We start from the raw sequence: 21,520 nt of genomic DNA on the forward strand, positions 1-21,520 counted from the left end.
ACTCCCACAGGGTGAATGCATTCCAAATGTGGGAGCGAGCCTGCTCGCGAAGGGGCCGTTCCAGACGACTACAAACTCAAATCCCGATTCGAGGCTTTGAGGAATTCCTGCTTCAGCTCGGCAAACGTATGCACCGCCGGAAACTGCGGAAACTCGCGAATCACATTCTCCGGCGCATGGAACAGAATCCCGGCGTCCGCCTCGCCCAGCATCGTCGTGTCGTTATACGAATCCCCCGCCGCAATCACCCGGTAATACAGGCTCTTGAACGCCAGCACCGACTGACGTTTGGGATCTTTCTGACGCAGCTGATAGCTGGTCACCCGCCCTGTCTCGTCAGTAATCAGACGATGGCAAAGCAACGTCGGAAAGCCCAACTGACGCATCAACGGCTGCGAAAACTCATAAAACGTGTCCGACAGAATCACCACCTGAAAGCGCTCGCGCAGCCAGTTGACGAACTCCACCGCGCCATCCAGCGGCTTCAACGTGGCGATCACTTCCTGAATGTCCGATAGCTTCAAGCCGTGCTCGTCGAGGATGCGCAGACGCTGCTTCATCAGCACGTCGTAATCGGGAATGTCCCGGGTGGTGGCCTTGAGGGATTCGATTCCGGTTTTTTCGGCGAAGGCGATCCAGATTTCCGGCACCAACACCCCTTCAAGATCCAGGCAAGCAATTTCCACAAGACACTCCCGTTTGTATTGATTATTTGAGTCGAGCGAGGCCGAACTCTAGCGACTCACATGCAGACGCGCAACGCACAGCACGCCCCCGAGCCGTGCAGCTTTTTGTTACCATCAGCGCCATATAGAGCGCCCAGCGCCACCGACCTGTAGGAAGCCGCCCTGATGAGTGCAACGTTCGACGTCGTGGAACTCGCCACGACCTATGCCAACAAATCCGCCCAGGACATTCTGAAACTCGCGTTTGCCGAGTTCGGCGATGACCTGTGGATATCTTTCAGCGGCGCCGAGGATGTGGTGCTGGTGGACATGGCCTGGAAGCTCAACAAGAACGTCAAGGTGTTCAGCCTCGACACCGGCCGCCTGCACCCAGAGACCTACCGCTTCATCGATCAGGTGCGCGAGCACTACAAGATCGACATCGAACTGGTGTCGCCGGACTACACGAAACTGGAACCGTTCGTGAAGGAAAAAGGCCTGTTCAGTTTCTACAAGGACGGCCACGGCGAATGCTGCGGGATCCGCAAGATCGAACCGCTGCGGCGCAAACTGTCCGCCGTCAAAGCCTGGGCCACAGGCCAGCGCCGCGACCAGAGCCCGGGCACTCGCAGTGCCGTGGCGGTGATGGAAATCGATACAGCGTTCTCCACTCCTGAGCGCCCCCTGTACAAGTTCAACCCGCTGGCGCAGATGACCAGCGAAGAGATCTGGGGTTACATCCGCATGCTCGAACTGCCGTACAACAGCCTGCATGAACGCGGCTTTATCAGTATCGGCTGCGAGCCGTGCACCCGCCCGGTCCTGCCGAATCAGCACGAGCGCGAGGGGCGTTGGTGGTGGGAAGAGGCGACGCAGAAAGAATGCGGGCTGCATGCCGGGAATATCATCAGCAAGGCGTAACTCCCTGCCGCGCTGATTTCCCCCTGTAGGAGTGAGCCTGCTCGCGATAGCGGTGTCTCAGTCGATGAATTTTTTGCCTGATACACCGCTATCGCGAGCAGGCTCACTCCTACAGGGGTTTGTAGCGACTCCAAAAATGTGTACACACGAATGTCACCATCAGTGCCATTTATGTGTGCACTTTTTTGTATCCGCGCCCTGAAAAGTTACATCCCTACCAAAAACCTCTCGCCTCCGCCCGCCAACAAAATCCCCCGCCAAAAATAAATACTTGTTCAATCGGTCAATTTTTAACCAATTATTTTCAGGCACTTAGCGCTCATCGATAACTTTTCGAAATGAGCACGGCTGCCCATAGATCAACGACTGGCACAGATCTGGCTTAGGTGCATACATGTTTTGTATACAAAACCGCAAAACATAAACACTTTCGATCCGCAAGCCTGAAGCGCCCTATCCCGTACAGGCTGCAGATGCCCCGTAACCAGTGATGTTCGCTGGCCGCGACGAAGATATGTCGAGCCTGAACGCTCATGCACAGTCATCGCGGCCCTGAACATCAGGAGCCTGCCGGAATGCGTACAAGTCTCTCCAATAACATCGCGCTGAATCTGCCCGCCTCTGCCCTCGACCAACCGTTACCCGATGACGGTCTGACCGAGCCGTTACAACTGAGCCCCCGCCTCCACAACAGCGATCTCGCGCCGACCAAGGCCGAAGGTCGACGCTGGGGCAAATACAGCATCTTCGCCCTGTGGACGAATGACGTGCACAACATCGCCAACTACTCGTTCGCCATCGGCCTGTACGCCCTGGGCTTGGGTGGCTGGCAGATACTGTTGTCATTGGGGATCGGCGCGGCGCTGGTGTACTTCTTCATGAACCTGTCCGGTTACATGGGGCAGAAAACCGGCGTGCCGTTTCCGGTGATCAGCCGGATCAGTTTCGGCATCCACGGTGCGCAAATTCCTGCACTGATCCGGGCGGTTATCGCCATTGCCTGGTTCGGCATTCAGACGTACCTGGCCTCGGTGGTGTTCCGCGTGTTGCTCACGGCGGTGCATCCTGGCTTCGCCGAATACGACCACAATTCGATTCTTGGCCTGTCGACGCTGGGTTGGGTGTGTTTCGTGGCGATCTGGTTCGTGCAACTGGCGATCCTTGCCTACGGCATGGAAATGGTCCGTCGCTATGAAGCCTTCGCCGGGCCGGTGATTCTGCTGACCGTCGCCGCCCTCGCCGCGTGGATGTATTTCCAGGCCAACGCGACCATCGCCTGGTCGACTCGCGAGCCGCTGATCGGTGGCGAGATGTGGCGCAACATCTTTGCCGGCGGCGCGTTGTGGCTGGCGATCTACGGCACGTTGATTCTGAATTTCTGCGACTTCGCCCGCTCCTCGCCGTGCCGCAAGACCATCAAGGTAGGAAACTTCTGGGGTTTGCCGGTGAATATTCTGGTGTTCGCCGCGATCACCGTCCTGCTCTGCGGTGCGCAATTTCAGATCAATGGCCGGATCATCGAGAGCCCGACCGAGATCATTGCCTCGATTCCCAACACCTTTTTCCTGGTGCTCGGTTGCCTGGCATTCCTGATCGTCACCGTTGCGGTGAACATCATGGCCAACTTCGTCGCCCCGGCCTTCGTGTTGAGCAACCTGGCGCCGAAGTACCTGACCTTCCGCCGCGCCGGACTGATCAGCGCGACCATTGCCGTGTTGATCCTGCCGTGGAATCTCTACAACAGCCCGCTGGTGATCGTGTATTTCCTGTCCGGCCTCGGCGCCCTGCTCGGCCCGTTGTACGGGGTGATCATGGTCGACTACTGGCTGATCCGCAAAGGCCGGATCAACGTCCCGCAGCTCTACAGCGAAGATCCCAACGGCGCTTATTACTACAGCCACGGGGTCAACTTCCGTGCGGTGGCGGCGTTTATTCCTGCCGCGCTGATCGCCATCGTCCTGGCACTGGTGCCGGGCTTCCACAGCGTCTCGCCATTCTCTTGGCTGATCGGCGCCGGGATCGCCGGAATGCTTTACCTGATCATCGCCAAGCGTCAGCCGCACTACGCCGACATCAGTGGCGAATCGATCGCTGTCGACAACGTCTGCCATTAACTTCCTCGCGGCCCGGATTTCGGGCCGCCGAACTGCCCGCTATAAGGATTTCCCCATGCGTATTCTCGTAGTCAACGTCAACACCACCGAATCCATCACCGAGGCCATTGCCCGTTCGGCGCAGGCTGTCGCTTCACCCGGAACCGAAATCGTCGGTTTGACGCCATATTTCGGCGCCGATTCGATTGAAGGCAACTTCGAAAGCTACCTCGCCGCCATTGCGGTGATGGATCGGGTGATGTCCTACGATCAGCCGTTCGATGCGGTGATTCAGGCCGGTTATGGCGAACACGGCCGTGAAGGTTTGCAGGAATTGCTCAGCGTGCCGGTGGTGGACATCACCGATGCGGCAGCGAGTACGGCGATGTTTCTCGGCCATGCCTATTCGGTGGTGACAACGCTGGATCGCACCGTACCGCTGATCGAGGATCGGCTGAAATTGTCAGGTTTGTGGGATCGTTGCGCTTCGGTGCGGGCCAGTGGGCTGGCCGTTCTGGAGCTGGAGCACGAACCGCAGCGTGCGCTGGAAGCGATCGTGCATCAGGCGGAGTTGGCGGTGACGCAGGACAAAGCCGAGGTGATCTGCCTGGGTTGCGGCGGCATGGCCGGGCTGGATGAACAGATTCGTCGGCGTACCGGGGTGCCGGTGGTGGATGGGGTGACGGCGGCGGTGACGATTGCGGAATCGCTGGTGCGGTTGCGCTTGTCGACGTCGAAAGTGCGGACGTATGCGACACCGCGGCCGAAGAACATTATTGGTTGGCCGGGGCGGTTTGCCCGCTGAGGTGATCAGCGAAAACCGAGTCGACCCATTCGCGAGCAAGCTCGCTCCCACAAGGGAAACGCATCCCAAATGTGGGAGCGAGCCTGCTCGCGAAGGCAGCGACTCGGTCTAAAGCCTTGTTCAAATCGCACTGAACCGCCGCGCCAACCCTCTCTCGACAAACTGTTCAATCAAAAAATCCACAAACGCCCGAGTCTTGCCCGGCAACAATTTATGCTCGGCGTAGTAAATCGAAATATTGCCATCATCAACAAACCAGTCCGGCAACACTCGCTGCAACGTCCCCGCCTGCAGATAGCCCACCGCAAACGGCATGCTCACCAGCGCGATACCCAAGCCTTGCGCCGCTGCCCTGCAAGCCGCCTCGGAATCACTCATGGTCATTCGCGCCTTGAGCATCAACGGCTGACAGTTCTGTGGATTACGTCCGGTCAATTGCCAGGAACGCACGCGTCCGGTTTGCGGCGAGCGGATCAGAATGCCGTCGTGATGGCTGAGGTCGTCCGGTTCGATGATCTCGGGATTGGCCTGTAAATAGTCGGTGGACGCGACCAATATCCGGTGCGCCGGGCTCAACTTGCGCGCGATCACGCCTTGCGGAAGTTCGAAACCGCCACCGATGGCCGCATCAAAGCCCTGCCCGATCAGATCGACCTGTCGATTATCGAAATGCCAGTCCGGATTGATCGCCGGATATCGTCGTAGAAACTCACCGAGCATCGGCACGACATGCAGACAGCCGAATGCTGCGCCCATGCTGACTTTCAGCGTTCCCGCCGGACGCCCTTCGACACTGGACAGATTGGCCACGGCATTTTGAATGGTCGTCAAACTGCCACTCACCTGATCGAGGAAAAGTTGCCCGGCCTCGGTCAGCGTCAGGCTGCGTGTACTACGCTGGAACAGCCGCACGCCGAGCCGCACCTCGAGTTTGGCCACGCTTTTGCCGACTGCCGCCGGGGTCAGACTCAAGCGTCGCGCGGCCTCGGCAAAGCTGCCGACTTCGGCGCTGCGCACGAAGCATTCAATGCTGCTAAAGGTTTCCATGTTCGTCACTATAAACTTCTGGTTTACACAGACTATAGCAATCATGGTCTACACAGTTGTCGATACCACGCCGATACTCGCCACCAATACCAAGGCATTCCCGCCTTGAACACTCTGGAGATCGAACATGACCACTCAACACCTCAGCGGTAAAGTCGCTCTGATTCAAGGCGGTTCCCGTGGTATCGGCGCAGCCATCGTCAAACGTCTGGCCGCTGAAGGCGCTGCAGTAGCCTTCACTTACGTCAGCTCCGCCGCGAAAGCCGAGGAGTTGCAGAACAGCATCACCGCCAACGGCGGCAAAGCCCTGGCGATCAAGGCCGACAGCGCCGATGCCGCCGCCATTCGCCACGCCGTCAGCGCCACCGTCGAAGCCTTTGGCCGCGTCGATATTCTGGTCAACAACGCTGGCGTGCTGGCCGTCGCACCACTGGAAGATTTCAAACTCGAAGACTTCGACCAGACCGTGGCGATCAACATTCGCAGCGTCTTCATCGCCTCGCAGGAAGCCGCCAAACACATGGGCGAAGGTTCGCGCATCATCAACATCGGCAGCACCAACGCTGACCGCATGCCCTTCGCCGGCGGCGGTGTGTATGCGATGAGCAAATCGGCGCTGGTCGGCTTGACCAAAGGTCTGGCCCGCGACCTCGGCCCACGCGGCATCACCGTCAATAATGTGCAACCCGGCCCGGTCGACACCGACATGAACCCGGCGCACGGTGACTTCGCTGAAAGCCTGATCCCGCTGATGGCTGTAGGTCGTTACGGTAAAGCCGAAGAAATCGCCAGCTTCGTCGCCTACCTGGCAGGCCCGGAAGCCGGTTACATCACCGGTGCCAGCCTGACCATCGACGGTGGTTTCGGCGCCTGATTTATCTGAGTCGACTGAACGAAAAACGCCGCCCCTCTTTTAACAGAGGGGCGGCGTTTTTTTGTCTCAGATGTTTACGCCCATTCCAGCGCCGGCAAGCCGCAAGCACTCGGAGTGAACGCTTTCAGTGTGCGAAGAATCCCGTCAGCGTGTGCGTATTTTTCATCGGCCATGGCGGCATCGGGGATGGCGATCGCCGTCATGCCTGCGGCTTTCGCTGCGGTTACACCGAACGGTGAATCCTCGAACACCAGGCAATCCTCAGGTGCCACGCCCAGGCGCCGGGCAGCGGTGAGGAAAATATCCGGCGCCGGTTTGGCCGCGCCGACTTCCGGATCGTCAGCCGTGACGATGAAATCGAACAGCGCAAACCAGTCACGGTGCAGCGTGGTTTTCTGACCGAACGATTGCCGCGATGAACTGGTGCCCACAGCGATCGGAATATTGTGCGCCTTGAGGTGGCGGATCAACTCTTCGGCACCCGGCATCGCTTGCGCGGTAGGAAAACGCTCACGCATCAGCGGCTCACGGATGACCAGAAACTCTTCGGCGGTGATCGGCAGATCCAGCGCCTGCACCACATAGTTCGCCAGATCATTGGCCCCACGACCAATGATGTTCTGCTTGATGCTCCAGTCGAAGGTGCGCCCGTAACGCTGGGCAATCAGCGACGTGACTTCGGTATAAATGCCCTCAGTGTCCAGCAGCAAACCGTCCATATCGAAAATCACGGCCTTGATCGGGCCGAACGCCTTCAGCGGTGCATTCATCATCGGATCCGTTAACAAAGACATCCCAGGCGGCAGGTGATGCCGCTGCTCGGATCTGATTAAAGGGTTCAGCAGCATAACGATCGCGACAGACATTGAGCAACGGGCAATGTTTGTTGGGCGATGAACTACTCGCAGACATTTAGCGAAACATCCTACAGATAACGCCTACTCGCCCGACTTCTTTCCTGATTGATCCCCCGCAAAGTCCCCGCACCTTTTTGATGTGCGCGAGAGACTGCGAATGCTTCCAACCGATCGGCTGCTGGCCCTGAACAACAGCATCGGCCTGCTCGTTGTTGCTGCTTTGAACCCGGACGAGCCGGACTTCGAACACCTGATCCGCGAATTCCGCCTGTGCCTGAACCACTACGACGCCTGGGCCGAGCAGTTCTGGACAGGCACCGCGCTGGATGTCGAGCAGGTCTTCACCGTCGGCAACGACGTGCGCCTCAGCGCGCCGATCAAGTCGCGCCAACCGCTCAGTTCATCGGTGGTCATGTGCTCGGCCAGCGGGTCGCTGACGCTGGTGCACATGTTCGAGGCCGCGCGGTTTGTGCCGATTGGCAACACCCCGGTAACCCTCGAACCGGTGCTTGCCGATGTCGGCGGCGTGCTGACTTTCGGCGAGCCGCTGCGTTACACCATCGGCCCCAGCGGCATTCTGCAGGTGACCGATTGCGATCGGGGCCAGCGTTATCGCATCACCTTCTTTCCCGATGTGTCCACCGACCATGTGCGTGCTCTGTATGCCTCTTATGAAGGTGTCATTGCAGGCCTGGAAGGCTGGCTGCGCGCTGAGTGGGCAGGGTTTCAACCCCAGTGGACGGAGTTTTCCAGCGCCGGATTTCTTCAGCGTTACGGTCAGTTGCAACAGGCCGACTGGCGCGGGTTCGAGAAAGCCCTGAATGGCGTTTGGGATGACATCAAACAGGTATTCGCCCTCCTCGCCGACTTGCAGGCCAACAGTGAAAAACTGCTTGAGTACCTCAGCGAGGCCGAGCTTGAGGCGTTATTGAATGCCTCCAGCGAGGCCATCGCCAACGGCTTGCTGATCCTCAGTGACGAACCCCTTCTGTTTATTCATCTGGCCGCGTTCACCAGTTGGCTGAAGATGCTGCCGCCGCAGCACCTGGCCGAAGTGGTGGCCGAGGTGCGGGCCGAACTGCTGATCAGTTTTCTGCTGATGGGGTTGTCGGGTGGCGTCGGCGTGCCGGTGCGCCTGAGCAGCAAAGTGCTGGCGAAGGTCAAGTCACCACGCGCTCGGGAGTGGTTGGCGGCTTCGGCTTTGCGCTTGGCCGAACTGACGTCCTCGGCGGATTTGACGCGGCATGCCAGCGTTTTGAAACCGCTGATGCTCAATGTGCGTGACGTTGAGTTGAAACCGACACCGGCGATACCGCTGAACATTCGTCAGGCCGATTCGCTGGTGTTGACCGTGCCGAATCCGGCGCCTGTTGTGCGGGACAAGTCTGGCGCTTCGAGCCGGATCGAGCGGCATGAGCCGCATGACGACTCGCCGGATCCGGCGAAAAACCCCAACGGCGACAGCGCCGATTGCGTGCCGCGCACCTGTACCAACGGTTGTCCGGTGTCGATGGTCACCGGTGAAGAACTGCTGACCCTGACTGATGCGGTGCTCGATGGCGTGTTGCCGTTTGAGTTCACGCGGTTGTATCGCAGCAGTGCGGTGGAAATCGATACCGGGCTGGGGTTTGGCTGGAGTCATTCGCTGGCGCATCGGCTGGAGTTTTTCGCCGATGAGGTTGTTTGGGTCGATCACGAAAACCGGCGTACCCGTTTTCCGTTGCCGAACGTTGAACGACCGGCGATTCACAACAGCCTGTCGCGGGCGGCGATCTTTCTGGGGGATGAACCGGAAGAGCTGATCCTCGCGCTGGCCGGGGAAACGGCGCGGTTCTATCACTTTCGCGCAGGACGGCTGACGGCGATCAGCGATGCCTATGGCAATCGTCTGACGGTGCAGCGCGATCGCTCTGACCGGGTGCAACGCCTGGATAACGGCGCCGAGCGCTCGCTGCTGTTGCGCTATGACCGTGCGCAGTTGCTCGGCGTGGATTATCAGGTGTTTCGCGACGGCGCCTGGAGTACCGAGCAAGCGCTGGTCAGTTACCGCTACGACGCCTATCAGCACCTGATCGAAGCCAGCAACGCCGTCGGTGACAGCGAGCGTTACGACTACGACGACGCGCACGTGATCCTGCAGCGGCAACTGGCCGGCGGCGCGAGTTTCTTCTGGGAGTGGGAGCGCTTGGGCAAGGCTTCTCGCTGTGTCAGGCATTGGGCCTCGTTTTCGCAGATGGACACGCGCTACGTCTGGAATGACGACGGCAGCGTGGCGGTGCATTACGTCGATGGCACTGAAGAGACTTACGTCCACGACGAGCGTGCGCGGCTGGTGCGTAAAGTCTCGGCCGACGGTGGTGAGCAGCTCAAGGCCTATGACGATGCCGGCCGGTTGATTGCCGAGCAGGATGCCTTGGGCGCGGTCACCGAATACCGCTACGACGAGGTCGGACGGCTGATCGCGCTGATTCCCCCGGATGACGCGCCCACGTCCTACGAGTATCGCAACGGTTTCCTGTTTCGGCGTTCGCGCGGCGAGGCGGTGTGGATCTACCGGCGCAATGCCGAGGGCGATGTCACCGAAGCGGTCGACCCCGATGGTCAGGTTACGCATTACTACTACGACACCCGGGGGCAGTTGCTGTCGATCCGCTACCCGGACAGCAGCCGGCATCGGCTGGTCTGGAATGCCCTCGGCCAGTTGACCGAAGAAACGCTGCCCGACGGTGGCGTACGGCGTTTTTCCTACGATGCACTGGGGCGGCGGACCACCACCGCCGACGAACACGGAGCGGTCACCCGCCAGCATTGGGATGCCGTTGGCCGACTGATTCAGACGACGTTTCCTACCGGCAGCACTCGCGCCTACAGCTACGGCGCCTACGGCCAGGTCACTGCCGAGCGCGATGAACTCGGGCGCATCACCCGTTATGAATATGACGACGATCTGCACTTGGTTTCGCGGCGGATCAACCCCGACGGCACGCGGGTGCAGTACCGCTACGACCATGCGCAGTTATTGCTCACCGAGATCGAAAACGAGTCCGGGGAAAAATACCGGCTGGACTACACGCCGACCGGGCTGATTCGTCAGGAAAGCGGTTTTGACGGCCGGCGCACGGCGTACGCCTATGACCTCAACGGCCATCTGCTGGAGAAGACCGAGTTCGGCGATGACGGCTCGACGCTGATTACCGGATATGCACGCGATGCTGCTGGCCGGCTGCTGGTCAAAACTCTGCCGGACGGGATCAAGGTCACTTATCAATACGACCGCCTCGGCCGCTTGGTCGGTGTCGACGACGGCCAGCAACACCCACTGGCCTTCGAATACGACCGCCAGGACCGCTTGATCACCGAGCATCAGGGCTGGGGCACCCTGCGTTACCGCTACGACGCCTGCGGTCAGCTCAAACGCATGCGCCTGCCGGACAACAGCGTGCTCGACTACCGCCACGCCAAGGGCGGCGCGCTGACCGACATCGACCTCAACGGCACGCCGCTGACACGCCACGTCTATAAGTCCGGTCGCGAACAACAACGTCAGCAGGGCCTGCTGCTCAGCGAATACTCCTACGACGATCAGGGACGATTACTCGCCCACGCCGTAGGCCATCAGCGCGCTGCGCTGTACCGCCGCGATTATGCCTACAGCGCCAACGGCAATCTCGCGCACATCGCCGACAGCCGCCACGGTCAACGCACCTACGGCTACGACGCCCTCAATCGCCTGATCCGCGTACGCCATTCACGCGACGAACTGCCGGAATCCTTCGCCCACGACCCGGCCGGCAACCTGTTGATGCAGGACCGTCCCGGCCCGAGCCAGATCAAGGGCAACCGCCTGCTGATGCAGGGCGACCGCCACTACGACTACGACGCCTTCGGCAACCTGATCCGCGAACGCCGCGGCCGCGCGCAGACTCTCGTCACCGAATACCGCTACGACAGCCAACACCGCCTGATCGGCCTGACCCGCCCCGACGGCCAGACCGCGTCTTACAAGTACGACGCCTTCGGCCGGCGCATCCGCAAAACCGTCGGCGACGCCACCACCGAATTCTTCTGGCAGGGCGACCACCTCGTCGCCGAAAGCAGCGAAAGCGAATACCGCAGCTACGTCTACGAACCCGGCACCTTCCGCCCGCTCGCGCTGCTCGACGGCAAAGGCCCGAAAAAAGCCTGCCCGTTCTACTACCAACTCGACCACCTCGGCACCCCGCAGGAACTCACCGACTACAGCGGCGACATCGTCTGGTCCGCGCAATACGACGCCTACGGTAAAGTCGCCGCACTGACCCTGGCCGGGGAGGACTACCTGAACCAGCCGCTGCGCTTTCAGGGGCAATACTTCGACGGCGAAAGCGGCCTGCATTACAACCGGCATCGGTACTACGACCCGCGGCTTGGCCGGTATCTGACGCCGGATCCGATCAAGTTGGCCGGTGGCTTGAATCAGTACCAGTACGTGCCGAATCCGACGGGGTGGGTGGATCCGTTGGGGTTGAGTTCCAATTGTCCACCCAAAGGTCGAAAATCGATCGATTGTCCAAAACCTGATGAAGTTGAGCTACCACAGGTTTCCAGGCGCGGTGCATTCAGGCAGGCAAAAGTTGATGCCGGAATACCGAAAGGGCAACAGCCTGACATTCAAATTGATGAGGTAAGTGGCAGGCAGAAGCAGTTCACCTATGCCAACATGACGGATAGAAAAGGAAATAACATTCTAGACAGCAGCGGAAAGCCGATTATAACCAGAGAATATAGATTCACCCGAGAGGATGGTTTTATATTGATACTCCAAGACCACTCAGCGGGACATAAATATGGAGATACAAACAATCGAGGAGATCAAGGACCTCACATAAACATACGACCCGCGGATGACACACGCAATGGCAAAGTAAAAAACACGAACGATCATTACCCATTCAAGGGACGATAATGAAATACTGGAATGAGATAGAAGGCAGCAAATTCTTCAATATGGTATTCAGCAGTAATATATCCATTGGGGAGATCAAGTTATTTGTTTTAAACATGGACAACAATCTTTCAACATTGACATTGGCATTTGATATTAGAGAAATGCCGGACACTCCTCCGAAAAAATGGGAATCCATAGGATACAATGCTTGCCGAATCGGAATAACATGCGGTGAAATTAGAGATTTGACGACATCCAACATTCCAACTCAAAAAAACCTAAGTCTATCCATACAAACCATTGAGGACAGATATCTGATTTCAGCTACATCAAGCACTTCGAATATAACATTCACCACATCATCATTAAGACTGAGAGATCCTAGCGTATATTTAACAGACTTACCTTTCTAAAATTTATTGAGCGACGAGTGCTCTATTACCGTGAGGCGTCATAAAAATTTTATATAGATACAGAGAGCAGTTCGACATCCAGTTGCTCAGCATGATTCTAGACAACTTGGAATTCTCTAAATCCGAGATCTCACATAGTTAGCACTACAAAAAACGCCTATACCTTGACTCGTTCACCAGTTCAATGCCTGGCGGGCAGCCGTTTTTAGTCGCTAACAAATTTGCAGGACCTCTTGAACTCAGGCCCTTAAAATCCGGATTCAGACGCTCAGTTCTTCTCAAACATCCGATGACTGCTCATCCTCATCCTCTTCATACTCCATATCCGCCTCATCCGAATCATTCAACGGCACCGTCGCATCATCCATCAACGACCCCGGATCCTCATTCCCCGGATCATTGATAGGCGGCAGTCCACTCGAACCTTTCTCTTCCTTGCCTTCAGTTTCGGGAGTCATTGCAAACCTCATCATCTCGTGGCGTGTAAGACGTTCGAAAAGCCCTACAACCAATCGTTCCAGAGCCTGATGAACAAATACAAAAAACCCGGCACAACGCCGGGTTTCCTTTAAACCATCCATCAATGATGGCGGTTTTTATGTTTGTTCTTGTGCTTGTGACCGCCGCCCGAGTGCGATCCACCATCGTCACCCAGGTTATTACCGACCGCACCACCCGCCGCGCCGCCCAACCCTGCGCCAATGGTCGAACCCGTAGAGCCGCCGAGGCTGTTGCCGACGACCGAGCCGCCCGCCGCGCCGAGACCACCACCAATGGCCGCTTCGGTTCGATTGCGTTTATTCGCCCCGACGGCACTGCCGGCCGCGCCGCCAACACCCGCACCTACCGCCGCGCCAGTACTGCCACCGAGTTGTCCACCGACCACATTGCCGAGCGCACCGCCCAGGCCACCACCCACAGCGGCGGTGCCATCACCGGCGGCCATCGCCCCTTGTGCTACCAGCAAACCGAAAAACAGTGCAGATAATGACAAGCGCATATGAACCTCACAGTTCCCGAAGCGGGACAGTCCGCCCAGACATGGGCCTATGTGAGATTGGAGACGCAAACGGGAAAAACGTTCAGCCATGAAAAAGCCCGACATCAAGTCGGGCTTTTTCGGACAACGATCAGTCTCAGTGACGCTTGTGACCTTTGGACAAGTTGCTGCCCACCGCGCCGCCAGCAGCGCCGCCCAGGCCTGCACCGATCGTGGCGCCGGTTCTGCCGCCCAAGCTGTTGCCGATCACCGAACCACCGGCCGCGCCAACACCGCCGCCAATCGCCGCTTTCGTCCGGCTACCCTTGCGCGCGGCCATTGCGCTACCGGCCGCGCCTGCTACACCAGCACCGATTGCCGCGCCAGTGCTGCCGCCCATTTTCTGGCCGACGACATTACCCAGTGCGCCACCCAGACCGCCGCCCAGCGCCGCAGTACCATCGCCAGCAGCCATTGCACCTTGAGCAACCAGAAGCCCAAGAACCAGAGCGGGCAGTGTTAAACGCATGACGAAAACCTCAAAAATTGGGATGACAAAAAGGGCCGGGATTTAATGCCGGCGCCGCGCAAAAGTCCAGACGAAATCAGAGGCTTCGCGCACTCGGCGCCGATTGGACAGCGATTCTGGAAAAGGTTTTATGACAGGCAAAAAAAAGCCCGCTGGGGAGACGGGCTGGAGACTTGCTTTCTAACGGATGGCTTCACCCTACTGCGGCAGACGTGAAAAGTTTGTGAAATCCCGCGACATCCGCCACAACATCGTCCGTAAGATATTTCCTCGAACGTTCAGCCATAAAAAACCCCGCTGATTGACGGGGTTATTCAGACAACGATTATTTTCTGGATCGCGCAGTGACCTTGGGCAGGAATTTAGCCTTCGGTCCTTTAGGTGCCGTGGATTTGATCTTGCCGATTTGCACCGGATCCTCGCCAAAACCTGACTGGTATTCGGTCTGACCGCACCGTACACAGTTATTGAAGGAAAATTCAGCGCCATCGTCTTCGATATACGGACCAGTCATATCTTTTCCCCTTCGCAACAGACCGATACCGGCAAAAACTCTTTTGCCTGAAAAAATACCGACCTGCTATGCTTTTGAGACTAGTCGGTCATTCCTGGACTTGTAATTCAGATCAGCTGACGCCCGACGAATGGACTGCAAAATTCAAACACACCGATGAACCGTGATCCTCAAGTCGCAGGGCTGATCGGCGACAAAACCAGCCCATCCAACCTCTGAATGGGCTCACAAGCCTATTGACCGAAACTCAGCGCAACTTCACCGCCGTCCCCGTCGCGAACACCACCACCATCCCGCCCTTGCCGCCGGGCATGCTGATCTCGAAATCCACTCCAACCACCGCATCCGCCTGCAGAACACGCGCGCGCTCCCTGATCTCTTCGGTCGCCTGAATACGCGCCTCCTTCAACGCCCGCTCCAGCGTCTGCGAACGCCCACCGAAAAAATCGCGCATACCGGCAAACATGTCGCGGATCACATTGACGCCCTGCACTGATTCCGCACTGACAATGTCCAGATATGCAGTGATCTGCCGACCTTCGATGGCGTGAGTGGTGGAGATGATCATGGAATGTCGTCCTTATACGGATGAGTAAATCCGCGATTGTAATCGCTCAAAGCGGCTTTTTCTTACAGACCCTTTCATACGTTTGCGGTAGCCTCCCCCCGAACCAACACGACGCTGGTTCAGGAACACGGATGAATGACTCAAGGACGATAAATGATTTCTTCTGCTCGCTTGGGTGACAAGCACGTCTGCCCATTGCCAGGTCACGGCACCACCCCCATTGCCTCCGCCAGCGGTGACGTAAACATCAACACGATGGGCTCTGCCCGTGTCGGTGATACCTGTGGATGTGGCGCCGTCATCACGACGGGTTTTCCCTCTATCCAAGTGAATGGCCGCCCTATGGCCCACTTGGGCAGTCCCACCAGCCATGGTGGAACGATCATCACCGGATCAGGCGATGTCGGGGGGGGCTTTGTCATGGGAGATGCTGGTGGTGCAACAATCATCAACTTTATGGCGCTCGGGGCCTTCCGCCCCGATGGCTCCGTGGACGATGAGAAAATGGCGACCTTGTTGGCCGATCCAAAGCTCACTGAAAAGGCCACTGCTGCGAATGCTCTGGTAGCACCGAAGCCCGCAGCCAAGCCACCCGTCAAAAAGCCGGAAAAGAAATCCGAGCCAAAAGCTGAACCTGCTGTCTGTAAAGACCCTGACATGATGGAAAAGCTGGCGAGCTACATCGCGGCCGAGATGAACACCAACATCAATAGCCCAGCCGTTCGCCAGATGAAGGAATTGAACAGCTACGACGCCCATGCAAAAACCAAGGAATACATGGCGCAGCCCTTCTGGCTTCAACTCGGTCCAAAGCCTGATTTCTATAGTATGGCGCTTGGGATGAAAGCCAGAGCATTGGCCATTTGGACTGAGCGTGTCGGTCAAAATCGTCCTTGGGACCACAAGCCGATCATCCGCAAGACCATCGGGGGCGTTTGGCACAAGCAAGGAAAGTACGAGTATTTCTATGACATTTGGTCGAACGTTCATTACGGCTATGTGGGCAGAGCTGGAGGTCTATCCGAGAGTGTGCTTCTGGATGGTGCCGGTGGTGAGCAAATCATTTCAGATGCCCTACGCAAAGCCCAAGAAGTCGTAACAAAGCCTAAAGAGCAATGGGAATTACCTGGCCCAAACCGCTCAGCCAATGTCGACGGTCTGAGGGCGTGGGATGATGCGCCCGATCGAATATCCATAAGCATCGGTGTGAATCTCTATCGCCAACATCCCAATGGAGGCATCACAGCCAAAATGATCATGGATCAAGTCCTTGCAGTGCCGCCTAAGGAATGGGGAAAAGGAATCAAATTACATGAATGCAAATAAAACCGGTCGGCGGTATGGGCGCTGGATCCTCCTGATACTCGTCGCCCTTCCAATCGCTTTTTGGTATTTCGGCTCCCCAGTCGTAGCAGTGAATTTTTCTCCGAACAGCGAGGGAGAATTTCACTACGTCTGGAACACTCAAGACAGGATTCATAGAGGCGATATCAAGCACGGTGGCTCGGCCGTTGAGTTCGGCTACCTATTCCCCGATGACGACTTTTTCATGATGTTCGATTGGTGGACTGATAAAGGTTTTCAGAGGTGCATCGACATCACCCCCAAATGGGGTCGAACCATTGACATCTATCTGGATGAAACAGGCAGGATCGATATCGCTAAAACAGGCCCGGACGTTATTTCTAGATTGAAGCAATGCACCGGCGAGCCTGACCCTTTCCGGTCATAGGTAAACTGTCTGCTTTCGAGCAACATCAAGTGGATCAAAGTGATCTTCGTAGACGGGGCCGCCGTGCCCCGTTCTTTATCGGAAATGCCAGTCACTTTTCTCTGCACCACCAGGACTGCGCATAAGCGCAGCCATCAATGTATTCGATGCCGCTGAGAACGAATCTTCCCTTAAATGCATTGAAGGGGAACGCTACTCATGAGTGTGGAAAATCAAAACTGAAATCCGTCGTAACGAATGACTTAACTCAGCACAGGAGCGCATGTGCCGGATGGCGGATGGCGGATGGCGGATGGCGGATGGCGGATGGCGGATGGCGTTGATCCCGCGAAGGGATTATTCGTTCGCCTGCCGGATCAATATTCGATGTTTCCACTTCCATCGACAAGCTAGGAGGACTCTCCTAGCGCCATGGCATTTTTTAGAAAAGGTCAGTAGTGGGCGGCACAGATCCACATTCGTGCGATAGCAATCATAGGCAGGTCTGTCCCAAATTTGGTCCAATATCGCCTTTTGCCAGACGCCAAAAACCACAAACCCCCGACTTTCTCTAGGAAAATCAGGGGTTTGCGTTTACTGAATGTGGCGGTGAAGGAGAGATTCGAACTCTCGATACAGTTTCCTGTATACACACTTTCCAGGCGTGCTCCTTAAGCCACTCGGACACTTCACCGTATCTCTTCAAACATGTTCTGTCTGTCGAGGCGCGCTAATGTAGTCGAAAGCTTTTGCGATGGCAAACTTTTTTTTAGAATTTTCATGCGGTTAAGAGAAAAAGTCGTTTTTCCCGCTGGCAGGCCATGGCAAACCGGCCAATCTTCGGTGGGCGCGGCCCTTCTATATAGAAGCGAAATGCCTCGCTGCGCCGGGCGGGCAGGAAAACGGTGACTGGCGGGTCAGTCACGGCGCTTTACCTGGCCTGCGGCGGTGGGTAACGTCTGCCGATCTTTCTTACAAGGAATAGCGTCATGAGTGAGTTGATTTCCTACCACCTCGAAGACGGTATCGCGACCCTGACCTTGAGCAACGGCAAGGTCAATGCCATTTCTCCGGACGTGATTGCGGCATTCAACGCGGCGCTGGATCAGGCGGTGACGGATCGTGCCATCGTGATCATTACCGGTCAGCCCGGAATTTTGTCCGGCGGCTATGACCTTAAGGTGATGACAGCCGGCCCTAAAGAAGCGGTAGCGTTGGTGACTGCCGGTTCGACGTTGGCGCGTCGTCTGCTCTCTCACCCGTTCCCGGTGATCGTCGCTTGCCCGGGTCATGCCGTGGCCAAGGGCGCGTTTATTCTGTTGTCTGCCGATTACCGCATCGGTGTTGATGGCCCGTTCAGCATCGGTCTGAACGAAGTGCAGATCGGTATGACCATGCACCACGCCGGTATCGAGCTGGCGCGTGATCGTCTGCGTCGCTCGGCGTTTCACCGCTCGGTGATCAACGGCGAGATGTTCGATCCGAAAAGCGCCGTGGATGCCGGTTTTCTCGACAAGGTGGTTTCCGCCGAAGAGCTGCAAGGTGCCGCCCTCGCCGCTGCGCGTCAGTTGAAAAAGATCAATATGCTCGCGCACAAGAACACCAAGTTGAAAGTCCGTAAGGCACTGTTGGAAGCGCTGGATAACGCGATCATCCAGGATCAGGAGCATCTGGGTTAAGCCTGGATTCAAGAACGTAACGAAAAGCCCGACCGTCGTGTCGGGCTTTTTCTTGCACGCCCGGTTTAAAAAGCTGCAAGAGCTCTAGGACAGGTCTGACCCGCGATTCGGAAACATGCGCTTAAACATCGGCTATCTCCCGACTCTATAGTGGCAATTGCCGAAAACAGTGCACATCCGTACACTGCGCCACCTTTTGTCCCGGTGGGGCCTGAAAATGCTGTTCGTGTTTCGTATGTTATTGATGGGCCTGCACTTTATTCTGGCCGGCGTGCTCGGGGTGATTCTCGGGATCTGCCGCCCGTTCAATCCGGACAACAGCCGGCTGTGCGCCCGCCTCTACGCGCTACCAGCGATGTGTATTTTGCGTTTACGGGTGAAATCCGATGTCAGCGGTTTGCTGAACAAACCCGACAGTTGCGTGATCATCGCCAACCATCAGTCCAACTATGACTTGTTCGTTTTCGGCAACGTCGTGCCGCGCCGTACCGTGTGCATCGGCAAGAAGAGCCTCAAGTGGGTGCCACTGTTCGGACAACTGTTCTGGCTGGCCGGCAATGTGTTGATCGACCGTGGCAATGCGCACAAGGCACGCCAGTCGATGCTGACCACCACCAATACCTTGCAGAACGAAGACACCTCGATCTGGGTGTTCCCGGAAGGCACGCGCAACCTCGGCGAAGAATTGCTGCCCTTCAAGAAAGGCGCGTTCCAGATGGCGATTGCCGCTGGTGTACCGATCGTTCCGGTTTGCGTGAGCAGTTACATCAAGCATATGCGTCTGAATCGCTGGCGCAGCGGAAAAATTCTCATACGCTCGCTGCCGGCGATTCCTACAGCCGGATTGACCATGGATGACATGCCCATGCTCATCAATCAGTGCCGCGAACAGATGCGCGAGTGCATTGAGTCGATGGATCGGCAACTGCAAGCCGCCTGAAAAGACAACCCGCCCTGTGCGGGTTTTCTTTTGCCCGGTGAACTGTACAGATTTCACTGACTCTCAAGCAGCGACACGGCTAAGCTAAAGCCTTGTATTCCCTGCCACCTGCCAAGAAGAAGTGAATCACCACCATGGGTCGAGTTGTTGCTGCTGCGGTGTACAGCGCAGGCAAGAAAGTCACCAATATTACCCTCGACGAAGGCGCTGCCTGGGCCGCGAAAACCGGTCACTTTGTCTGGATCGGTCTGGAAGAACCGGACGCACAGGAACTGTCCAACCTGCAACGTCAGTTCAACCTGCACGAACTGGCCATTGAAGATGCCCTGGAAAAACACAGCCGACCGAAGCTGGAAACCTTTGGCGACGCTCTGTTTATCGTCACCTATTCGCCCATCCGCGAACACGGCGTTCTGCAGTTCATCGAAACGCACATCTTCGCCGGCAAGGGCTACATCATCACCGCGCGTAACGGCCACTCGGCGTCCTACGCCCATGTCCGCCAACGCTGTGAGGCGCGTCCGCTGCTGCTGGAGCATGGGGAAGATTTCGTACTGTATGCGTTGCTCGATTTCGTCATCGAGAACTACCAGCCGGTCGGTGAAGCGATCCATGCCGAAATCGATGAACTGGAGCGCAACGTGTTGTGTAGCGCGTTGAATGAACGTGACATTCAGAAGCTGCATGGCTTGCGCCGCGATGTCGTGCGCCTGCGCCGGTACGCGGCGCCGATGGTAGAGATTGGCGAGGAACTGCAGAAACTGAGTTTCCCGTTTATCGACAAGAACATGCGCCCATACTTCCGCGATGTGCAGATCCACGTAACGCGGCAGATGGAAGACCTGAGCACTTTGGCCGACATCGCCAGCCAGACCATCGAGATCGGTGTGTTGCTCGAGGCTTCACGGCAAAGCGTGGTGCAGCGCAAGTTTGCTGCCTGGGCGGCAATCCTGGCGTTTCCGACGGCGGTGGCGGGGATTTACGGGATGAACTTCCAGAACATGCCGGAGTTGAGCTGGCACTACGGTTACTTCGGGGTGCTGGGGTTTATTGCGGTGGGGTGTGTGAGTTTGTGGGCGAGCTTCAAGAAGTCCGGGTGGTTGTAGCGCAGACCGAGTTGTCTGGAACATTCGCGAGCAGGCTCGCCCCCACATTGATCGGTGGCGCACCGAAAATCCAATGTGGGAGCGAGCCTGCTCGCGAAGCTTTTGGCCTTAGACAGTTTCTGGCTTATGCGCCACAAACCGCATCATCCATTCCGCGACTGTCGCACCATGGTGTTCCTGCTCGAGACTGGCCACACCTTTGCTGTAGATCTGCGAACCCAACGCTTCCTGACGCAGATCGAGCAGCGCCCGCGAGTAATCGTGAATGAACTCCGGGTGGCCCTGGAAGCACAACACCTGATCGTTGATGTGATAGGCCGCAAACGGGCAAAAATCACTGGAAGCAATCACCGTGGCGTTTTCCGGGAGCGCTGTGACCTGATCCTGGTGGCTGATCAGCAGCGTCAGTTCCTCACGTACCGGACTCATCCACGGCGCCTTGGCCGCCAGTTTGTAGTTGTGAGTGCCGACGCCCCAACCCTGCGTCGCACGCTCGCTCTTGCCGCCGAGCAGCAGCGCCAGCAGTTGATGGCCGAAGCACACGCCGAGCAGTTTGTCGCCACGCTCGTAACGAGTCAGCAGGTATTCCTTCAGGGTCTGGATCCACGGATCAGTACCGAACGAGTCAGCCTTGCTGCCGGTGACCAGGTACGCGTCGAAGGTTTGCTCGTCGCTCGGGTATTCGCCCTGCATCACGTTGTAGACAGTGAACTCGGCGGCAATCGGTTGCTGCGAGAACAGGCGCTGGAACATCTGCCCGTAACCCTGATATTGATCGACCAGTTCCGGACGCAGGATGTCGGTTTCCAGTATGCAGATGCGTAGCGACATAAAAAATACCTGACACGTGATGGGAATAATGAACACCCCAGAGCCTGCCTTGAAACGCCCC

At 57.3% G+C, this 21,520-nt stretch carries 19 protein-coding genes and 1 tRNA gene; 10 read left to right on the top strand and 10 right to left on the bottom strand.

Features of this window, described 5'->3' with window-relative positions:
* Window positions 1-68 precede the first annotated feature (68 nt).
* Window positions 69-686: a bifunctional phosphoserine phosphatase/homoserine phosphotransferase ThrH gene (gene thrH, locus KBP52_RS08635; protein WP_007916444.1), complete on the bottom strand. Its 618-nt coding sequence runs from the start codon at window positions 684-686 to the stop codon at window positions 69-71.
* A 165-nt stretch (window positions 687-851) separates the two neighbouring features.
* Between thrH and KBP52_RS08640 the strand changes: the two genes are divergently transcribed.
* The 3 genes from KBP52_RS08640 (at window position 852) to KBP52_RS08650 (ending at window position 4,484) form a co-directional block, all read left to right on the top strand.
* Complete coding sequence (locus KBP52_RS08640; RefSeq protein ID WP_212622616.1) at window positions 852-1,586, top strand: phosphoadenylyl-sulfate reductase; 735 nt, start codon at window positions 852-854, stop codon at window positions 1,584-1,586.
* Window positions 1,587-2,161: 575 nt separating this feature from the next.
* Window positions 2,162-3,700, top strand: coding sequence for an NCS1 family nucleobase:cation symporter-1 (locus KBP52_RS08645; RefSeq protein ID WP_212622617.1), 1,539 nt, complete (start codon window positions 2,162-2,164; stop codon window positions 3,698-3,700).
* A gap of 55 nt (window positions 3,701-3,755) precedes the next feature.
* On the top strand, window positions 3,756-4,484 hold the full coding sequence (locus KBP52_RS08650) for an aspartate/glutamate racemase family protein (RefSeq protein WP_212622618.1): 729 nt from the start codon (window positions 3,756-3,758) through the stop codon (window positions 4,482-4,484).
* Between the two features lie 120 nt (window positions 4,485-4,604).
* Here the strand turns inward: KBP52_RS08650 and KBP52_RS08655 are convergent, their stop codons facing one another.
* Window positions 4,605-5,531 (bottom strand): LysR family transcriptional regulator, encoded by a 927-nt coding sequence (locus tag KBP52_RS08655; protein WP_212622619.1) that lies wholly within the window; start codon window positions 5,529-5,531, stop codon window positions 4,605-4,607.
* 127 nt (window positions 5,532-5,658) lie between these two features.
* Between KBP52_RS08655 and KBP52_RS08660 the strand changes: the two genes are divergently transcribed.
* Window positions 5,659-6,405 carry a 3-oxoacyl-ACP reductase family protein gene (locus tag KBP52_RS08660; RefSeq protein ID WP_123592755.1) on the top strand — a complete coding sequence of 249 codons (747 nt, stop codon included), beginning with the start codon at window positions 5,659-5,661 and terminating at the stop codon, window positions 6,403-6,405.
* A 74-nt stretch (window positions 6,406-6,479) separates the two neighbouring features.
* Here the strand turns inward: KBP52_RS08660 and KBP52_RS08665 are convergent, their stop codons facing one another.
* Window positions 6,480-7,175 (bottom strand): HAD-IA family hydrolase, encoded by a 696-nt coding sequence (locus KBP52_RS08665; protein ID WP_064116942.1) that lies wholly within the window; start codon window positions 7,173-7,175, stop codon window positions 6,480-6,482.
* 244 nt (window positions 7,176-7,419) lie between these two features.
* Here KBP52_RS08665 and KBP52_RS08670 point away from each other — a divergent pair, with 244 nt between their 5' ends.
* Window positions 7,420-12,207: an RHS repeat-associated core domain-containing protein gene (locus tag KBP52_RS08670; RefSeq protein ID WP_212622620.1), complete on the top strand. Its 4,788-nt coding sequence runs from the start codon at window positions 7,420-7,422 to the stop codon at window positions 12,205-12,207.
* A 673-nt stretch (window positions 12,208-12,880) separates the two neighbouring features.
* Here the strand turns inward: KBP52_RS08670 and KBP52_RS08680 are convergent.
* The 5 genes from KBP52_RS08680 to KBP52_RS08700 form a co-directional block, all read right to left on the bottom strand.
* Window positions 12,881-13,060 carry a hypothetical protein gene (locus KBP52_RS08680; protein ID WP_212623117.1) on the bottom strand — a complete coding sequence of 60 codons (180 nt, stop codon included), beginning with the start codon at window positions 13,058-13,060 and terminating at the stop codon, window positions 12,881-12,883.
* A gap of 122 nt (window positions 13,061-13,182) precedes the next feature.
* A complete protein-coding gene (locus KBP52_RS08685; protein ID WP_007914081.1) occupies window positions 13,183-13,602 on the bottom strand; it encodes a YMGG-like glycine zipper-containing protein in 420 nt (139 codons plus the stop codon).
* 136 nt (window positions 13,603-13,738) lie between these two features.
* Complete coding sequence (locus KBP52_RS08690; RefSeq protein WP_016983669.1) at window positions 13,739-14,110, bottom strand: glycine zipper domain-containing protein; 372 nt, start codon at window positions 14,108-14,110, stop codon at window positions 13,739-13,741.
* Window positions 14,111-14,435: 325 nt separating this feature from the next.
* Window positions 14,436-14,624 carry a hypothetical protein gene (locus KBP52_RS08695; RefSeq protein WP_077571808.1) on the bottom strand — a complete coding sequence of 63 codons (189 nt, stop codon included), beginning with the start codon at window positions 14,622-14,624 and terminating at the stop codon, window positions 14,436-14,438.
* Between the two features lie 247 nt (window positions 14,625-14,871).
* A complete protein-coding gene (locus KBP52_RS08700; RefSeq protein ID WP_077571807.1) occupies window positions 14,872-15,192 on the bottom strand; it encodes a YbjQ family protein in 321 nt (106 codons plus the stop codon).
* Between the two features lie 153 nt (window positions 15,193-15,345).
* Between KBP52_RS08700 and KBP52_RS08705 the strand changes: the two genes are divergently transcribed.
* Together KBP52_RS08705 and KBP52_RS08710 are read left to right on the top strand one after the other, a co-directional pair.
* The gene (locus tag KBP52_RS08705) at window positions 15,346-16,518 is read left to right on the top strand and encodes a polymorphic toxin type 44 domain-containing protein (RefSeq protein ID WP_123592752.1); all 1,173 of its coding nucleotides are present in this window, start codon (window positions 15,346-15,348) and stop codon (window positions 16,516-16,518) included.
* Window positions 16,505-16,924 carry a hypothetical protein gene (locus KBP52_RS08710; RefSeq protein WP_077571805.1) on the top strand — a complete coding sequence of 140 codons (420 nt, stop codon included), beginning with the start codon at window positions 16,505-16,507 and terminating at the stop codon, window positions 16,922-16,924. Before KBP52_RS08705 ends, KBP52_RS08710 begins: the two co-directional genes overlap by 14 nt.
* A 583-nt stretch (window positions 16,925-17,507) precedes the next feature.
* On the opposite strand, the gene KBP52_RS08715 is transcribed toward KBP52_RS08710, so the two are convergent.
* Window positions 17,508-17,597 (bottom strand) — tRNA-Ser (locus KBP52_RS08715).
* Between the two features lie 295 nt (window positions 17,598-17,892).
* Between KBP52_RS08715 and KBP52_RS08720 the strand changes: the two genes are divergently transcribed.
* The 3 genes from KBP52_RS08720 (at window position 17,893) to KBP52_RS08730 (ending at window position 20,628) form a co-directional block, all read left to right on the top strand.
* A complete protein-coding gene (locus KBP52_RS08720) occupies window positions 17,893-18,582 on the top strand; it encodes a crotonase/enoyl-CoA hydratase family protein (protein WP_077571799.1) in 690 nt (229 codons plus the stop codon).
* Between the two features lie 217 nt (window positions 18,583-18,799).
* Window positions 18,800-19,522, top strand: a complete 723-nt coding sequence (locus tag KBP52_RS08725; RefSeq protein ID WP_077571798.1) for a 1-acylglycerol-3-phosphate O-acyltransferase — start codon at window positions 18,800-18,802, stop codon at window positions 19,520-19,522.
* A gap of 134 nt (window positions 19,523-19,656) precedes the next feature.
* A complete protein-coding gene (locus tag KBP52_RS08730) occupies window positions 19,657-20,628 on the top strand; it encodes a magnesium and cobalt transport protein CorA (protein ID WP_116032841.1) in 972 nt (323 codons plus the stop codon).
* 108 nt (window positions 20,629-20,736) lie between these two features.
* Here KBP52_RS08730 and KBP52_RS08735 read toward each other — a convergent pair whose 3' ends face one another.
* A complete protein-coding gene (locus tag KBP52_RS08735; protein ID WP_123592750.1) occupies window positions 20,737-21,459 on the bottom strand; it encodes an amidotransferase in 723 nt (240 codons plus the stop codon).
* Between the last annotated feature and the right edge of the window lie 61 nt (window positions 21,460-21,520).

Origin of the sequence: Pseudomonas sp. SCA2728.1_7 (genome assembly GCF_018138145.1) — a bacterium.
Taxonomy (GTDB): domain Bacteria; phylum Pseudomonadota; class Gammaproteobacteria; order Pseudomonadales; family Pseudomonadaceae; genus Aquipseudomonas; species Aquipseudomonas koreensis_A.

What these genes read in the sequence shown, in the direction of transcription:
- KBP52_RS08640 (WP_212622616.1), top strand. Translation starts at nt 852, where the DNA reads ATGAGTGCAACGTTCGACGTCGTGGAACTCGCCACGACCTATGCCAAC.
- KBP52_RS08645 (WP_212622617.1), top strand. Translation starts at nt 2,162, where the DNA reads ATGCGTACAAGTCTCTCCAATAACATCGCGCTGAATCTGCCCGCCTCT.
- KBP52_RS08650 (WP_212622618.1), top strand. Translation starts at nt 3,756, where the DNA reads ATGCGTATTCTCGTAGTCAACGTCAACACCACCGAATCCATCACCGAG.
- KBP52_RS08655 (WP_212622619.1), bottom strand. Translation starts at nt 5,531, where the DNA reads ATGGAAACCTTTAGCAGCATTGAATGCTTCGTGCGCAGCGCCGAAGTC.
- KBP52_RS08660 (WP_123592755.1), top strand. Translation starts at nt 5,659, where the DNA reads ATGACCACTCAACACCTCAGCGGTAAAGTCGCTCTGATTCAAGGCGGT.
- KBP52_RS08665 (WP_064116942.1), bottom strand. Translation starts at nt 7,175, where the DNA reads ATGAATGCACCGCTGAAGGCGTTCGGCCCGATCAAGGCCGTGATTTTC.
- KBP52_RS08670 (WP_212622620.1), top strand. Translation starts at nt 7,420, where the DNA reads ATGCTTCCAACCGATCGGCTGCTGGCCCTGAACAACAGCATCGGCCTG.
- KBP52_RS08680 (WP_212623117.1), bottom strand. Translation starts at nt 13,060, where the DNA reads ATGACTCCCGAAACTGAAGGCAAGGAAGAGAAAGGTTCGAGTGGACTG.
- KBP52_RS08685 (WP_007914081.1), bottom strand. Translation starts at nt 13,602, where the DNA reads ATGCGCTTGTCATTATCTGCACTGTTTTTCGGTTTGCTGGTAGCACAA.
- KBP52_RS08690 (WP_016983669.1), bottom strand. Translation starts at nt 14,110, where the DNA reads ATGCGTTTAACACTGCCCGCTCTGGTTCTTGGGCTTCTGGTTGCTCAA.
- KBP52_RS08695 (WP_077571808.1), bottom strand. Translation starts at nt 14,624, where the DNA reads ATGACTGGTCCGTATATCGAAGACGATGGCGCTGAATTTTCCTTCAAT.
- KBP52_RS08700 (WP_077571807.1), bottom strand. Translation starts at nt 15,192, where the DNA reads ATGATCATCTCCACCACTCACGCCATCGAAGGTCGGCAGATCACTGCA.
- KBP52_RS08705 (WP_123592752.1), top strand. Translation starts at nt 15,346, where the DNA reads ATGATTTCTTCTGCTCGCTTGGGTGACAAGCACGTCTGCCCATTGCCA.
- KBP52_RS08710 (WP_077571805.1), top strand. Translation starts at nt 16,505, where the DNA reads ATGAATGCAAATAAAACCGGTCGGCGGTATGGGCGCTGGATCCTCCTG.
- KBP52_RS08720 (WP_077571799.1), top strand. Translation starts at nt 17,893, where the DNA reads ATGAGTGAGTTGATTTCCTACCACCTCGAAGACGGTATCGCGACCCTG.
- KBP52_RS08725 (WP_077571798.1), top strand. Translation starts at nt 18,800, where the DNA reads ATGCTGTTCGTGTTTCGTATGTTATTGATGGGCCTGCACTTTATTCTG.
- KBP52_RS08730 (WP_116032841.1), top strand. Translation starts at nt 19,657, where the DNA reads ATGGGTCGAGTTGTTGCTGCTGCGGTGTACAGCGCAGGCAAGAAAGTC.
- KBP52_RS08735 (WP_123592750.1), bottom strand. Translation starts at nt 21,459, where the DNA reads ATGTCGCTACGCATCTGCATACTGGAAACCGACATCCTGCGTCCGGAA.